The organism is Microbacterium paludicola (genome assembly GCF_039529675.1).
GTDB lineage: Bacteria > Actinomycetota > Actinomycetes > Actinomycetales > Microbacteriaceae > Microbacterium > Microbacterium paludicola.
The window spans coordinates 176,840-191,141 of the sequence record NZ_BAAANG010000018.1; the positions used below are offsets into that span (position 1 = coordinate 176,840).

12 protein-coding genes are annotated in these 14,302 nt (G+C 70.5%); all 12 read left to right on the top strand.

Features of this window, described 5'->3' with window-relative positions:
* Window positions 1–18 precede the first annotated feature (18 nt).
* The 12 genes from mraZ to ftsZ all read left to right on the top strand — a co-directional run bounded on the left by mraZ (window position 19) and on the right by ftsZ (window position 14,297).
* Window positions 19–450 (top strand): division/cell wall cluster transcriptional repressor MraZ, encoded by a 432-nt coding sequence (mraZ, locus tag ABD161_RS09170; protein WP_135112870.1) that lies wholly within the window; start codon window positions 19–21, stop codon window positions 448–450.
* 115 nt (window positions 451–565) lie between these two features.
* Entirely contained in the window at window positions 566–1,519 is a 954-nt protein-coding gene (gene rsmH / locus ABD161_RS09175) for a 16S rRNA (cytosine(1402)-N(4))-methyltransferase RsmH (protein ID WP_344001738.1), read from the top strand.
* On the top strand, window positions 1,516–2,124 hold the full coding sequence (gene ftsL / locus ABD161_RS09180) for a cell division protein FtsL (protein ID WP_344001740.1): 609 nt from the start codon (window positions 1,516–1,518) through the stop codon (window positions 2,122–2,124). The genes rsmH and ftsL overlap by 4 nt, the downstream gene beginning before the upstream one ends.
* 69 nt (window positions 2,125–2,193) lie before the next feature.
* Window positions 2,194–3,987: a peptidoglycan D,D-transpeptidase FtsI family protein gene (locus tag ABD161_RS09185; protein WP_344001741.1), complete on the top strand. Its 1,794-nt coding sequence runs from the start codon at window positions 2,194–2,196 to the stop codon at window positions 3,985–3,987.
* A gap of 88 nt (window positions 3,988–4,075) precedes the next feature.
* Entirely contained in the window at window positions 4,076–5,488 is a 1,413-nt protein-coding gene (locus tag ABD161_RS09190; protein WP_344001743.1) for a UDP-N-acetylmuramoyl-tripeptide--D-alanyl-D-alanine ligase, read from the top strand.
* Entirely contained in the window at window positions 5,485–6,597 is a 1,113-nt protein-coding gene (gene mraY, locus ABD161_RS09195; protein WP_135112878.1) for a phospho-N-acetylmuramoyl-pentapeptide-transferase, read from the top strand. The genes ABD161_RS09190 and mraY overlap by 4 nt, the downstream gene beginning before the upstream one ends.
* Window positions 6,594–8,141: a UDP-N-acetylmuramoyl-L-alanine--D-glutamate ligase gene (gene murD / locus ABD161_RS09200; RefSeq protein ID WP_344001745.1), complete on the top strand. Its 1,548-nt coding sequence runs from the start codon at window positions 6,594–6,596 to the stop codon at window positions 8,139–8,141. Before mraY ends, murD begins: the two co-directional genes overlap by 4 nt.
* Complete coding sequence (gene ftsW, locus ABD161_RS09205) at window positions 8,095–9,399, top strand: putative lipid II flippase FtsW (RefSeq protein WP_344001747.1); 1,305 nt, start codon at window positions 8,095–8,097, stop codon at window positions 9,397–9,399. The genes murD and ftsW overlap by 47 nt, the downstream gene beginning before the upstream one ends.
* Before the next feature lie 4 nt (window positions 9,400–9,403).
* A complete protein-coding gene (locus tag ABD161_RS09210; protein ID WP_344001748.1) occupies window positions 9,404–10,477 on the top strand; it encodes a UDP-N-acetylglucosamine--N-acetylmuramyl-(pentapeptide) pyrophosphoryl-undecaprenol N-acetylglucosamine transferase in 1,074 nt (357 codons plus the stop codon).
* 62 nt (window positions 10,478–10,539) lie between these two features.
* Complete coding sequence (gene murC, locus ABD161_RS09215; protein WP_344001749.1) at window positions 10,540–11,952, top strand: UDP-N-acetylmuramate--L-alanine ligase; 1,413 nt, start codon at window positions 10,540–10,542, stop codon at window positions 11,950–11,952.
* A complete protein-coding gene (locus ABD161_RS09220) occupies window positions 11,949–12,899 on the top strand; it encodes a cell division protein FtsQ/DivIB (RefSeq protein ID WP_344001750.1) in 951 nt (316 codons plus the stop codon). The genes murC and ABD161_RS09220 overlap by 4 nt, the downstream gene beginning before the upstream one ends.
* Window positions 12,900–13,124: 225 nt before the next feature.
* A complete protein-coding gene (gene ftsZ / locus ABD161_RS09225; RefSeq protein WP_344001752.1) occupies window positions 13,125–14,297 on the top strand; it encodes a cell division protein FtsZ in 1,173 nt (390 codons plus the stop codon).
* Window positions 14,298–14,302: the final 5 nt, after the last annotated feature.

The window sequence follows — 14,302 nt, forward strand, 5'->3', positions numbered from 1 at the left end:
CAAAGGGGGTGATGGCCAGTGCTGTTGGGTACGCATACCCCCAAGCTCGACGACAAGGGCCGCGTCATCCTGCCGGCGAAGTTCCGCGAGGAGCTCGCGGGCGGCGTCGTCGTGACGCGCGGCCAGGAGCGATGCCTGTACGTGTTCAGCACGGCTGAGTTCGAGCAGGTCCACGAGCGGGTTCGTCAGGCCCCGCTCAGCAACAAGCAGGCACGCGACTTCCTGCGCATGTTCCTGTCCGGAGCGAGCGCCGAGACCCCCGACGGCCAGAACCGGATCACGATCCCGCAGCACCTGCGCACGTACGCCGGGCTCGGCAAGGAGCTCGTCGTGACGGGTGTGGGTGCCCATGCCGAGATCTGGGACGCCGCGGCATGGAACGCGTACCTGGAGAGCAACGAGGAGAGCTATTCGGAGATGGAGCAGGAGGTGATTCCGGGCCTGTTCTAGACGTGACCCCGGTTGTGACCCCCAGCCGCAGCCCTGACGCACTTCCCCGGCGCCAGGTCGAGCGGATGGGGATCAGAGCCGGGGGACCGCCTCACCGAAACGGACCCCACGCATCATGAACCTCCGCGACATCCACATCCCCGTCATGCTCGAGCGCTGCGTCGAGCTGCTCGCCCCCGCCCTGCAGCGCGACGGCGCCGTCTACGTCGACGGCACCCTCGGCATGGGCGGCCACTCCGAGGCCTTCCTCGAGCGCTTCCCGGACATCCGCCTGGTCGGCCTCGACCGCGACCCGGATGCGCTGCGCATCGCGGGGGAGCGGCTCGCGCCGTTCGCGGATCGGATCGCGCTCGTTCACACGGTGTACGACGGCATCGCCGACGCGCTCGCCTCCGCCGGCCACGACCACGCGGATGCGATCCTGTACGACCTCGGGGTCTCCTCCCTGCAGCTCGACGAGGCGGAGCGCGGGTTCGCCTACGCGCAGGACGCGCCGCTCGACATGCGGATGGACCCCACCCAGGGGATGACGGCCGCCGACGTGGTCGCGATCTACGGCGAGGGCGACCTCCGCCGGATCTTCGAGCGCTACGGCGAGGAGAAGCTCGCCGGACGCTACGCCCGCGCGATCATCGCCGCCCGGCAGACGACGCCCATCACGCGCTCCGGCCAGCTCGTCGACATCCTGCAGGCGGCCACTCCCGCGGCCCTGAAGAACGCGGGACACCCCGCCAAGCGCGTGTTCCAGGCGCTGCGCATCGAGGTCAACGGCGAGCTCGCCGCGCTCGAGCGCGCGATCCCCGCCGCGCTCGGCACGCTCGCGGTCGGCGGACGCCTGGTCGTGCTGTCGTACCAGTCGCTCGAGGACCGGTTCGTGAAGCGGCTCTTCGCGGAGGCAACGAGCTCGACCGCCCCGAAGGGTCTTCCCTTCGAACTGCCGGAGCACGCGCCGCAGTTCCGGCTGATCGTCAAGGGCGCCGAGCTGGCAAGTGACGAGGAGGCCGCGCGCAACCCGCGCGCCAAGCCGGTGCGCCTGCGCGCCATCGAACGAGTGAAGGAGGCGGTGTGAGTCTCGCAACCACGGCCGCGGTGAACGACCGCGCCGTCCGTCCCGCCGAGCGACCCGCGCCGGGGAGCCCGCGCCGTCGCCTGCAGGCGGTTCCCGATGCCGCCCCGCGGCGGCGTCCGCGCCTCGGCTACGCCATCGTCGCGTTCGCCGGCGCCGTCGCCATCGCCGTCGCGCAGATGAGCCTGTCTGTGCTGACCACCCAGTCGTCGTACGAGCTCGCGAACCTCAACCAGGAGCGCCGCGAGGCCTCGCTGCAGGCCCAGGAGCTGCGCGACGAGGTCGCCGGTCTCAGCTCGCCCCAGTACCTCGCCGCGAATGCCGCGGCCATGGGAATGGTGATCGACGGCGCGCCGAGCTTCCTCCGCCTGAGCGACGGGAAGATCATCGGAGACAGCGCGGCGGCCGGTGCCGTCTCGACCGTGGATGCCGCCAAGCGCGGCGCCGTCGGCAATGCGCTGCTCGAACGCCGTCCGCTCACCACCGACCCGAAGGCAACGATCGAGGGCAAGAAGGAGGAACCGGCGAAGGCCGCTCTCCAGGAGAAGCCCGAGGCCGAACTGCCGCCCCCGCTCACGGAGGGGCTCCCGAGCCCCACCACCCGCTGATCGCATCCGATCCGCGATCCCGTTCACCTGACAGACCCGACGACAGCCCGCCGCACGCAGGGGAGCCCGATGAATCCGATCGCCAAGCGCTCATCGCGCCGCCGCACGATGGTCGCCGCCGCACTGGTGCTGACGGTCCTCGGCGGCTTCGTGGTGCGACTTGTGGACATCCAGGTCGTTCACGCCGAGGAGCACGTCGCCGACTCGATCAGCACGGGCAACATGGCCGGCAGCGAGACGCTGTACGGCAACCGCGGCACCATCGTCGACGCCAACGGGGTGGTGCTCGCGAGCACCACGATGCGCTACGACGTCAACATCGACCCGACGGTCGTGACGCCCGCGAAGCGGGACGGCACGATCGATCCAGCCGACGCGAAGCTCTGGGAGGAGCAGTCGGCGGCGATCGCCCAGATCCTCGGCATGGACGCCGAGGAGGTCAGGCGCATCGTGGCCGACAAGAAGAAGAACGAGCCGGAGTCGCAGTGGGCGCAGCTGAAGCGAAACGTCTCCACCGCCCAGTTCCAGGCACTGCGCGAGCTCGGCGTCACGTACCTGACGTATGACCCCCGTCCGGCGCGCGCCTATCCGAATGGCGCGGTCGCCGGCAACCTTCTCGGCTTCGAGTCGAGCGACGGCGAGGCCCTCGCGGGCGTCGAGCGCTGGCAGGACCAGTGCCTCGAGGCGAAGAACGGCGAGGAGAGCTACCAGATCGGCGCGACCGACGGCATCCGGATCCCCGGGTCCGAGAAGGTCACGCCCGCCGTCGACGGCGGCGAGGTGGCCCTCACGCTCGACTCCGACCTGCAGTGGTACCTGCAGCAGATGATCGCGGAGGAGACGCAGAACCAGAAGGCGATCTCGGGCACCGTCACGGTCGCCGAAGTGGACACCGGTGCGATCCTCGCCGCAGCGCAGTATCCGTCGATGGACCCGAATGACGTCCTCGCGACGGATCCGGAGTTCCGCGGATCCCTGGTGTTCGGCACCACCTTCGAGCCCGGCTCGACGTTCAAGGCGGTCACGGCCGCCTCGCTGCTCGAGGAGGGAGTGGCGACGCCGCTCAGCTCGGTGACCGCGAAGGACTGGGAGCAGTTCCCCAACGGTGCACGCCTCGGCGACTCGCACCCCCACCCCGAGCAGACCTACACCCTCGCGGGCGCCCTCATCGACTCGTCCAACGTGGCGCTGTCGAAGTTCGGCGAGCTGCTTCCCGACCAGACGCGCTACGAGTGGCTGAAGAAGTTCGGCATCGGTGCAGGGCCCGTCGTCGGGTTCCCCGGCGAGGAGAACGGCTGGATCGAATCCCCGGACAAGTGGGACAACCAGCAGCACTACGCCACCACGTTCGGGCAGGCGTTCACCGCGACGATCCCGCAGGTCGTGAGCGCGTACCAGACCATCGCCAACGACGGTGTGCGCGTGCCGCTGCGGCTCGTCGAGTCGTGCACCACGGCCGACGGCGAGGTGAAGAAGCCCGAGACCGGCGAGCCGGAGCGCGTCATCAGCGAGAGCACCGCCCAGCAGATGCAGCTCATGCTCGAGAACGTCGGCTTCCAGAGCTCGGTTGCCGAGCAGATCAAGGTGCCCGGCTACAGCATCGCCTCCAAGACCGGCACGGCGCAGAAGCCGGCGGCGGGCGGCGGGTACAAGCCCGGTGTGTACTTCACCAGCATCGTCGGCTTCGCCCCGGCGGATGACCCCCAGTACGTCGTCATGATTACGCTCGACGAACCGAAGCGGGTAACCTCGTCTGCGGCCACGGCGCCCGCGCTTCAGAAGGCGATGAAGTACGTGCTGCAGTCATATCGGGTCGTTCCGGGGCGCTCGGAGCCCGAGACCAAGCTCCCCATGTTGAAGTGACACGCCGCCCTGATCCCCGGGAAGTGCGTGCGCCACGGAGGTATCCCATCCGCATGATCCGTCCTGCCCACATGATCGCGCGCGCCGCATGATCGCCCTGACGCTCACGGAGATCGCGGCGGCGGTCAACGGCGAACTGCACCTGCACGGGACCGGCCGCGCCGAGACCGTCGTCTCCGGCGTGGTCGACACCGACTCGCGCACCATGGAGCCCGGTGCGGTGTTCGTCGCCAAGCCCGGCGAGACGACCGACGGCCACCTGTTCGTCGGCACGGCCGTCGAGGCGGGCGCGGTGCTCGCGCTCGTCGAGCGCGTCGTGGACGAGCCCGTCACCCAGATCGTGGTACCGGATGTCGTCCTCGCGATCGCCGACCTCGCGCGCGAGGTCGTCGCGCGGGTGCGCGCCGCCGGCGACCTGAAGATCGTCGGGATCACCGGATCCAACGGCAAGACGACGACCAAGAACATGCTCGCGACGATCCTGCGCCCCGAGGGTGAGACCGTCGCGCCCAAGGGCTCGTACAACAACGCGGTCGGCGCGCCGCTCACCATGCTGCGGGTGACGCACGAGACCCGGTATCTCGTGTGCGAGTTCGGCGCGGATGCGCCCGGCCAGATCGGGCGCCTCGCGGGCCTGGTCTCCCCGGACGTGGGAGTCGTGCTCATGGTCGGCATGGCCCACGCCGGCGGCTTCGGCGGTCTCGACGGCACGGTTCGCGAGAAGTCCGAGCTCGTCCGCGCCGTACGCCCCGGCGGCATCGCCGTGCTCAACGCCGACGACCACCGCGTGGCGGGGATGGCCCCGATCGCCGACGATCGCGAGCTGCAGGTGCGCTGGTTCGGCGAGTCCGAGCGCGCGGACGTCCGCTCCGGCAGCCTCGAGGTGACCGCCACCGGCACGCATACGACGGTGACGGTCGAGGGTCGGGAGCTTCCCCTTCACCTGCGGGTGCTGGGCGGACACCACATCAAGAACGCTCTCGCCGCCATCACGGCCGCCGGCGCCCTTGGCATCGCGCCCGAGACGGCGATCGAGCGCCTCGAGACCATGGAGCTCGCCGAGCGCTGGCGCATGCAGGTGCTCACGCAGTCGCCGATCCGGATCATCAACGACGCGTACAACGCCAGCCCCGACGCCGTCGCGGCCGCGCTGCGCACGCTCGCGCAGATCACCGGCCCCGACGAGCGCATGGTCGCCGTGCTCGGCGCCATGAGCGAGCTGGGGGAGCACTCGGTCGAGGAGCACCAGAAGATCGGCCTGCTCGCCGTGCGCCTGCGGATCCCGCGCATCGTTGTCGTCGGGCAGGAGGCGCGCGCGCTGTACCTCGCCGCCGTCGCGGAGGGCTCCTGGAGCGACGAGGCGGTGTTCTTCGAGAGTGCCGACGAGGCGTTCGAGTACCTGAAGACCGAGCTGCGTCCCGGCGACTCCGTGCTCGTGAAGTCGTCCAACGCGGCGGGACTCAGGTTCCTCGGCGATCGTCTGGGAGAATCGTTCTCGTGAGATCACTCCTGACTGCGGCGGCGATCTCCCTGGCGTTCTCGCTCTTCCTCACCCCGGTGTTCCTGCGCCTGTTCCGGCGCTGGGGCTGGGCCCAGCCGATCCGCGTCGCGAGCGCGAAGATGCTCGCCCCCGATCACGAGGTCAAGCGGGGCACGCCCACGATGGGCGGCACGATCTTCATCGTCGGCACCGTGTTCGGCTATCTCGTCGGCTGCTTCGCGGGCGGCAACCCGCCGACGCCGTCCGGCTGGCTCGTGATCTGGCTGATGCTCTCCTTCGGCGCGGTCGGCTTCATCGACGACTACCTGAAGGTCAAGCAGGACCACTACGACGGCCTGAGCGGATGGCGCAAGATCGCCGGTCAGGTGCTCGCGATCATCCCCTTCGGCATCGCGGCGCTGAACTTCGAGAACGCGTACGGCCAGACGCCGGGCACGGGATACATCTCGCTGTTCCGCGACATCCCCGTGCTGTCGTTCATGGCCCTGACGCCCGTGCTCGGCTGGCTGCTCTACCTCGCGTGGCTGTCGCTGCTCGGCACCGGCTTCTCGAACAGCGTCAACCTGACCGACGGCCTCGACGGACTCGCGGCGGGCGCCGGCGTGTTCGTCGTCGGCGCGTACAGCCTCATCGCCTTCTGGCAGTTCAACCAGGCGTGCACGCGCTTGCTGCTCGAGCCCGAGCTCGCGCAGGCCTGCTACAGCACCCGCGATCCGCTGGACCTCGCGATCGTCTCCGCCGCGCTGGTGGGCGGTCTCGTCGGCTTCCTGTGGTGGAACGCGCCGAAGGCGCAGGTCTTCATGGGCGATGTCGGGTCGATGGCGATCGGCGGCGTCGTGACCGCGATGGCCGTGCTTACCCGCACCGAGCTGCTCGGCATCCTGATCGCGGGTCTGTTCGTGATCTCGTCCGGCTCGGTCATCCTGCAGCGTCTGTACTTCAAGGCCACACGCGGCAAGCGCCTGTTCCTGATGAGCCCGCTCCATCACCACTTCGAGATGCGCGGCTGGCCAGAGGTCACGATCGTCGCCAGGTTCTGGATCATCGCCGGTCTCCTCTCCGTGGGAGGCATCGGTCTCTTCTACGTGGAATGGCTCAGCCGGACATGACCGATCGCCTCGACTCCCTGACCAGCTGGAACGCCGACTGGAAGGGGCTGCGCGTCGCCGTGCTCGGTCTCGCCTCGACCGGATTCTCGGTGGCGGACACCCTGAGCGAACTCGGCGCGGATGTGCTCGTCGTGACCGAGACCGCGGCCGAGGAGTACTCGCGTCTTCTGCCCGTGATCGGCGCGCGCCTGTGGGAGGGGTCCCTCGCCGAGGTGCCCGCCGCGCTCGTCGACTTCGCGCCCGAGGTCGTCGTCGCCTCGCCCGGCTTCCCGCCGTCGCATCCCGTCGTCGCGTGGGCGCGCGAGACGGGCGTGGCGCTGTGGGGCGACATCGAGCTCGCCTGGCGCGTGCGCGACAAGGTGATGCGGGCGGATGGGACGCCGGCCGAGTGGGTCTTCGTCACCGGCACGAACGGCAAGACCACCACCACGCGCCTGACCGCAACGATGCTCGTCGAGGGCGGCCTGCGCGCCGCCCCGTGCGGCAACATCGGCGTGCCGATCCTCGACGCCGTGCGCGACCCGGCGGGCTTCGACGTGCTGGTGGTCGAGCTGTCGAGTCACCAGCTCTGGTACCTGGGACTGGAGGACGGGCCGGGATCGCCGTTCCCTCACGCCGCCGTGTGCCTCAACCTCGCCGACGACCATCTGCTGTGGCACGGCTCATTCGACGCCTATCGCGACGCGAAGGCCGTCGTGTACCGGCACACCAAGGTCGCCGCCGTCTACAACAAGGCGGACGACGCGACGATGCGCATGGTCGAGGACGCCGACGTCGTGGAAGGTGCGCGCGCGATCGGCTTCGACCTGGGCGTGCCGGGCCCGAGCGACCTGGGCGTGATCGACGGCATCCTCGTCGACCGCGCCTTCCTCGAGGAGCGCCGCACGTCGGCCCTCGAGCTCACGACCGTCGCCGCGCTGGGCCAGCGCGGCCTCGCCGCCCCGCACATCGTGGCGAACGCCCTCGCGGCGGCCGCGCTGGCTCGATCGCTCGGCGTCGAGCCCGGTGCGATCCGCTCCGCGCTGGACGGCTTCCGCCTCGACCCTCACCGCATCGAGGTCGTCGGCCGCGCCGACGGCATCACGTGGGTGGACGACTCGAAGGCGACGAATCCCCACGCCGCAGCCTCCTCGCTCGCGGCCTTCCCGGGAGCGGTCTGGATTGTCGGCGGCCAGCTGAAGGGCGTCGACATCGGAGCTCTCGTCGCGCAGCGCGGGCCCGCGAGCCGTGCGGCCGTCGTGATCGGCGTGGAGCGCGCGGAGGTTGTGGCGGCGTTCGAGCGACACGCGCCCGGGGTGCCGGTGTTCGAGGTCGACCACGCGGAGACTGAGAGCGTCATGACCCGGGCCGTCGAGCTGGCGGCCGGGGTCGCGCGAGAGGGCGACGTGGTGCTGCTTGCACCCGCGGCCGCCTCGTTCGACCAGTTCACGGGATATGACGACCGCGGCTCGCGTTTCGCCGCCGCGGTGAGGGCTCGGATCGAGGGGGGAGCGGACCGTGAGCACGACGACGACGCGAACCCCGAAGGCGCGCGCGACGCCTGAGAAGCCGGAGCCGCGCTCGGGCGCGCTGACGGCGCGCGTGTCGCTCGGCAGGGTGTTCGCGCCCGTGCCCCTGGAGTTCCTGCTCATCGCGTCGACTGCCCTGCTGCTGACGGGGTTCGGCGTTGTGATGGTGACCTCCGCCACGACGGCCTCAGCCCTGAGCCGCGGCCAGAGCCCCTACAACGACGGCATGCAGCAGGCGATGTTCGCCCTGCTCGGCCTCGCGATGATGTTCGTCGTCAGCCGCCTGCCGGTGAGGTTCTTCCGGCGGATCGGATGGGTCGCGCTCGGGTTCGCCCTGGTGGTGCAGCTGCTCGTGTTCACGCCGCTCGGCGTCGAGGTGTACGGAAACCGCAACTGGCTGAGGATCGCCGGTTTCTCCCTGCAGCCCTCCGAGCTGCTGAAGCTCGCGCTCGCGCTGTGGGCGGGAATGATCCTGTACCGCAAGCGCAACCTGCTCTCCAAGTGGCAGCACGTCTTCATCCCGCTCGTGCCCGTCTCGGTGCTCGCGATCGGCACGGTGCTCGCGGGCAAGGATCTCGGCACGTCGATGGTGCTTGTGCTCATCCTGCTCGCGTGCCTGTTCTTCTCGGGTGTGAAGCTGCGCATCTTCGTGCTTCCGGTGCTCGCCGGAGCCCTGGTGGTCGCGGCCCTCGCCATCACGAGCCCCAACCGCATGGGGCGCATCATGAGCTTCCTCGATCCGGACTGCGACTACATCAAGGAGTGCTACCAGCCCCTTCACGGCATCTGGAGCCTCGCGGGCGGCGGGATCTTCGGACGGGGCCTCGGCAACTCGATCGAGAAGTACAACTGGCTCCCCGCGGCCGGGGACGACTACATCTTCGCCATCGTGGGCGAGGAGCTCGGGCTCATCGGCTGCATCGTCGTGCTGCTGCTGTTCGCCACGTTCGCCGTCGGGGCGTTCCGGATCATCCGCAACAGCGACGATCCGTTCGTCAAGATCGCGGCGGGCGGCATCACCGTGTGGATCCTCGGTCAGGCGCTGATCAACATCGGCGTCGTGCTGCGCGTGTTCCCCGTGCTCGGCGTGCCGCTGCCCTTCCTGTCGGCCGGCGGCAGCTCCCTCGTCGCAGTGCTGGCTGCGTGCGGCGTGCTCCTGGCGTTCTGCCGGACCCTGCCGGATCCGTCCCAGGTGGCGCTGCGCCGGCCGGGCACCGCGCGGGGCGCGGCCAACACTCCGGGGTCGGCCAAGCGTCGTCCTGCACGACCGAACCACCCTCGGGCGGGAAGATAGTCACGTGACGACGTATCTCCTCGCCGGCGGTGGCACCGCTGGGCACGTGAACCCCCTGCTCGCCGTCGCGGACGGCCTGCGCCGCCGCGAACCCGACGCGGATGTGCTGGTGCTCGGCACGCAGGAGGGGCTCGAATCGCGGCTCGTTCCCGAGCGCGGCTATGAGCTGCTGATCGTCGAGAAGGTTCCCTTCCCGCGGCGCCCGAACGGTGCCGCGGTCGCCTTCCCCGCACGCTTCCAGCGCGCGGTCGCGCGCGTCCGCGGGTACATCCGCGAGCGCGGCGTCGAGGTGGTCGTCGGTTTCGGCGGCTATGCCTCCGCCCCGGCGTATGTGGCCGCGCGGCGCGAGCGCATCCCGTTCGTGGTGCACGAGGCCAACGCCCGTCCCGGCCTCGCGAACGTGCTCGGAGCGCGCCGCGCGGCCGGCGTCGGGGTGACGTTCCCCGGCACGCCGCTGCGCGGCTCCGAGGTCGTCGGCATGCCCCTGCGTCCCGAGATCGTGGAGCTCGATCGCGCCGGGCGGCGTGCCGAAGCCGCCGAGTACTTCGGGCTCGACCCCGCCAAGAAGACGCTGCTTGCATTCGGCGGATCGCTGGGAGCCCGTCGCATCAACGAGGCCCTCGCCGGATCCTGGCGCGACATCCTCGACGCCGGCTGGCAGCTGCTGCACGCGACGGGGGAGCGCTCCGACCTCGAGGATCCCGGTGCCGACGGATACGCGATGGTCCGTTACCTCGACCGCATGGACCTCGCCTTCGCGCTCGCGGATCTCATCGTCTCGCGCGCCGGTGCGTCGACGGTCAGCGAGGTGGCGGCGCTCGGGATCCCCGCGGTGTACGTGCCGTACGCGGTCGGGAACGGCGAGCAGCGGCTCAACGCCGCCTCCTCGGTCGCGGCGGGCGCGGCGATCCTGATCGACGACGCGGCGTTCACCCCGGATCGCGTGCGCGCGGAGGTCGTGCCGCTGCTGAAGGACGACGACCGCATCGTTCGGATGGCCGCGGCCGCGGAGAACGCCGGCGAGCGGCACGGCACTGAGAACGTGATCGCCCAGCTGGATCGCGCGCTGGGCCGCTGACGGATCGCGCCCCGCGTGCCGGACAGCCGCGCGTCGGTTCGTCGACCTACACTCGTAGGGCCATGATCAGACCCGACCTCAGCACCCCGATCCCCGCACACATCGGTGCCGCGCACTTCATCGGCATCGGCGGATCCGGCATGTCGGGCCTTGCCCGGATGTTCCTCGCTCGCGGAGTGAAGGTGTCGGGATCCGACCGCTCCGACAGCCAGAATCTGCGCGATCTCGAGGCGCTCGGCGCGACCGTCCACGTCGGTCATGACGCCGCCAACCTCGGCGACGCCGACACGGTGATCTTCACGGGTGCGATCTGGCCCGAGAACCCCGAGTACCTGCTCGCCAAGGAGCGGGGCCTGCCGATCATCCACCGGTCGCAGGCGCTCCATTGGCTGATCGGCGGCCGCCGCCTCGTCGCCGTCGCCGGCGCGCACGGCAAGACCACCTCGACCGGCATGATCGTGACCGGGCTTCGCGGCCTCGGCGTCGACCCGAGCTACGTCAACGGCGGCGTGATCGCCGGTCTCGGCGTCTCGAGCGACGCCGGCTCCGACGAGCTGTTCGTGATCGAGGCGGACGAGTCGGACGGATCCTTCCTGCTCTACGAGACGTCGATCGTCCTGATCACGAACGTCGACGCCGACCACCTCGACCACTACGGCTCGCACGACGCCTTCGACGCCGCCTTCGTGCGGTTCGCCGACGCGGCGCGCGAGGCCGTGGTGATCTCCTCTGACGACGAGGGCGCGCGGCGCGTCGCCGCGGGGCTGAGCCACGCGAACGTCGTCACCTTCGGGCGGGCCGAGGACGCGGACGTCCGGATCACCGACATCGTCACCGACGGGCCCGTGTCGTTCACGCTCACTCACGACGGGCGCAGCGCCTCCGCGCGCCTTGCAGTGCCGGGCGAGCACAACGCGATCAATGCGGCCGGCGCGGTCGCGGTGCTGATCTCGCTGGGTCACGAGCTGGACCCCGCGCTCGAGGCGGTCGCCGCCGGGTTCGAGGGAACCGTGCGCCGCTTCGAGCTTCACGGCGCCGAGCGCGGCGTTCAGGTCTACGACGACTACGCGCACCACCCGACCGAGGTGGCCGCCGCGCTCTCCGCGGCGCGCACGGTCGTGGGCGAGGGGCGCATCATCGCGCTCCACCAGCCGCACACGTACTCGCGCACCCAGCTCATGGCGGGCGAGTTCGCGCACGTGCTCGAGGAGCTCGCCGATCACACGGTTGTGCTCGACGTGTACGGCGCGCGGGAGGATCCGATCCCCGGCGTGACGGGCGAGCTCGTGAGCGGGGCCTTCGACGACCCCGAGCGCGTGCACTTCGTCGCCGACTGGCAGGAGGCCGCCGACTACACGGCATCGGTCGCGCGTGAGGGCGACTATGTCATCACGCTCGGCTGCGGCAACGTGTACCAGATCATCCCGCAGGTGCTCGAGTCGCTGCGGACGGGCGAGGGCAGCGAGTCGCAGTGAGGCGCCCCGGCCCGCTCCCTGCTCCGGAGGAGCGCGCCGCCGAGCGGACCGGGCGGCGACCGCTCGTCGACCCGGAGGGGCTCGTCCCGCTGGAGGACGAGCCGCGTCGCCGTGCCCTGGTGGTTCCGTTCCGCCGTCGCGAGCGGGACGAGGCGGAGCTGGATGCGCCGGCGCAGGACGAACCGGCCGAGCCGCCGCGGGGAACCGGCTGGCGTGACGTCTGGCGCGCCGCGCGTGCCCGCCGCCGCGCGCTGCGCTCGGAGATCCGCCGGTTCACGGTGCGCTCGCGCCGCCGGCGGATGATCTGGATCGGTTCGCTCTCGGCTCTCCTGCTGCTGGTCATCGGCAGCGTCGGTGCGGCCTACAGCCCGCTGTTCGCCGTGCAGCGCATCTCGGTCGTCGGGGCGGAGAAGCTCGACGACGCCGCCCTGCAGGAAGCGCTCTCGGCGCAGGTGGGCAGGCCGCTGCCGCTCGTCGATCACGCCGAGATCAAGGCGGCGCTTGTGGAGTTCCCCCTGATCGAGACGTACACGCTCGAGGCACGGCCGCCGCACGACCTGGTGGTGAAGATCGTCGAGCGCACCGCGATCGGCGTGGTGCGCTCCGACGCTGGATTCACGGTCGTGGATGCCGCCGGCGTTGTGCTCTCGACGACGGAGGCGCAGCCGGAGGACCAGCCGTTGATCGATGCGCGCGATGGTCTCGACTCGCCCGCGTTCGCCGCGGTGGGGCAGGTGCTGCGATCGCTGCCGGAGGACGTCCACGGCCTCGTGGTCGGTGCGCGCGCGACGACGCAGGATGACGTCACCCTTACTCTTCGCGACGGCACGGAGGTGCTGTGGGGGAGCGCGGATCATTCGACCGACAAGGCCGTCGCTCTGCTCGCCGCACCCGACGGGCACGCCTTCTACGACGTCTCCTCGCTCGGCACCGTCATCGTCCGCTGAGCCGCACGCGATCCATCCGATCGCCGGTGGAGCGCCGCTGAGCGGGCCGGACCGGCGCGTTGCGGACACGACTCGCGACACGCCCAGGGCCAATCCGCGCGTGCGGCGCCCGCGCGCATACCTTCATGGAAGGAATTGCATACCGGGCAATACTTTAACCCTCACGTCGAACATGAAGGTTCAAGCCCGGATGAGACCAGGGGTTCGGAGCAAACGGAGGCCGGCATGAGCCAGAACCAGAACTACCTCGCCGTGATCAAGGTCGTCGGCGTCGGCGGCGGTGGCGTGAACGCCGTCAACCGGATGATCGAGCTCGGTCTCCGCGGAGTCGAGTTCATCGCGGTGAACACCGACGCGCAGGCGCTGCTGATGAGCGACGCGGACGTCAAGCTCGACGTGGGCCGCGAGCTCACGCGCGGTCTCGGCGCCGGCGCCGACCCCGAGGTGGGTCGCCGCGCCGCCGAGGATCACGCCGAGGAGATCGAGCAGGCGCTCGCGGGTGCTGACATGGTCTTCGTCACGGCGGGCGAGGGCGGCGGCACCGGCACGGGCGGTGCCCCGGTCGTGGCGCGCATCGCGAAGTCGATCGGCGCGCTGACCATCGGCGTCGTCACCAAGCCCTTCTCCTTCGAGGGGCGCCGCCGCCAGAGCCAGGCTGAGGCCGGCGTCGCGCAGCTCAAGGAAGAGGTCGACACGCTCATCGTCGTGCCGAACGACCGCCTCCTCGAGATCAGCGACCGCGGCATCTCCATGGTCGAGGCGTTCGCCACGGCCGACCAGGTGCTGCTCGCCGGTGTTCAGGGCATCACCGACCTGATCACGACCCCCGGTCTGATCAACCTCGACTTCGCCGACGTCAAGTCGGTCATGCAGGGCGCCGGCTCGGCCCTCATGGGCATCGGCTCCGCCCGCGGCGCCGACCGCGCGATCAAGGCGGCCGAGCTCGCCGTCGAGTCGCCGCTGCTCGAGGCGTCGATCGAGGGCGCTCACGGCGTGCTGCTGTCGATCCAGGGCGGATCGAACCTCGGCATCTTCGAGATCAACGACGCCGCCCAGCTCGTCAAGGAGGCCGCGCACCCCGAGGCCAACATCATCTTCGGCACGGTCATCGACGACACGCTCGGCGACGAGGTGCGCGTCACCGTGATCGCCGCGGGCTTCGACGGTGGCGAGCCGCAGACGCGCCTCGAGGTGCCGTCGCTCGCCTCGAACCGCGCGTCGATGCCCACGCTCCCCGGCAGCGGCCTCGGCAGCAGCGCGTCGAACGAGACCGCCAAGAAGGACGAGCCGGCCCGCGAGCCGGTCGCGGTCGCCGCGCAGGCGCCCGTCCTGCCCGACTCGGGCTTCGACTCGGCGTTCGGGGACGACGACCTCGACATCCCCGATTTCCTGAAGTAAGCGCC

Bases quoted from the DNA above. Each gene is read 5' to 3' on its own strand.
- rsmH (WP_344001738.1), top strand. From the start codon at position 566: ATGAACCTCCGCGACATCCACATCCCCGTCATGCTCGAGCGCTGCGTC.
- ABD161_RS09185 (WP_344001741.1), top strand. From the start codon at position 2,194: ATGAATCCGATCGCCAAGCGCTCATCGCGCCGCCGCACGATGGTCGCC.
- ABD161_RS09190 (WP_344001743.1), top strand. From the start codon at position 4,076: ATGATCGCCCTGACGCTCACGGAGATCGCGGCGGCGGTCAACGGCGAA.
- murD (WP_344001745.1), top strand. From the start codon at position 6,594: ATGACCGATCGCCTCGACTCCCTGACCAGCTGGAACGCCGACTGGAAG.
- murC (WP_344001749.1), top strand. From the start codon at position 10,540: ATGATCAGACCCGACCTCAGCACCCCGATCCCCGCACACATCGGTGCC.
- ftsZ (WP_344001752.1), top strand. From the start codon at position 13,125: ATGAGCCAGAACCAGAACTACCTCGCCGTGATCAAGGTCGTCGGCGTC.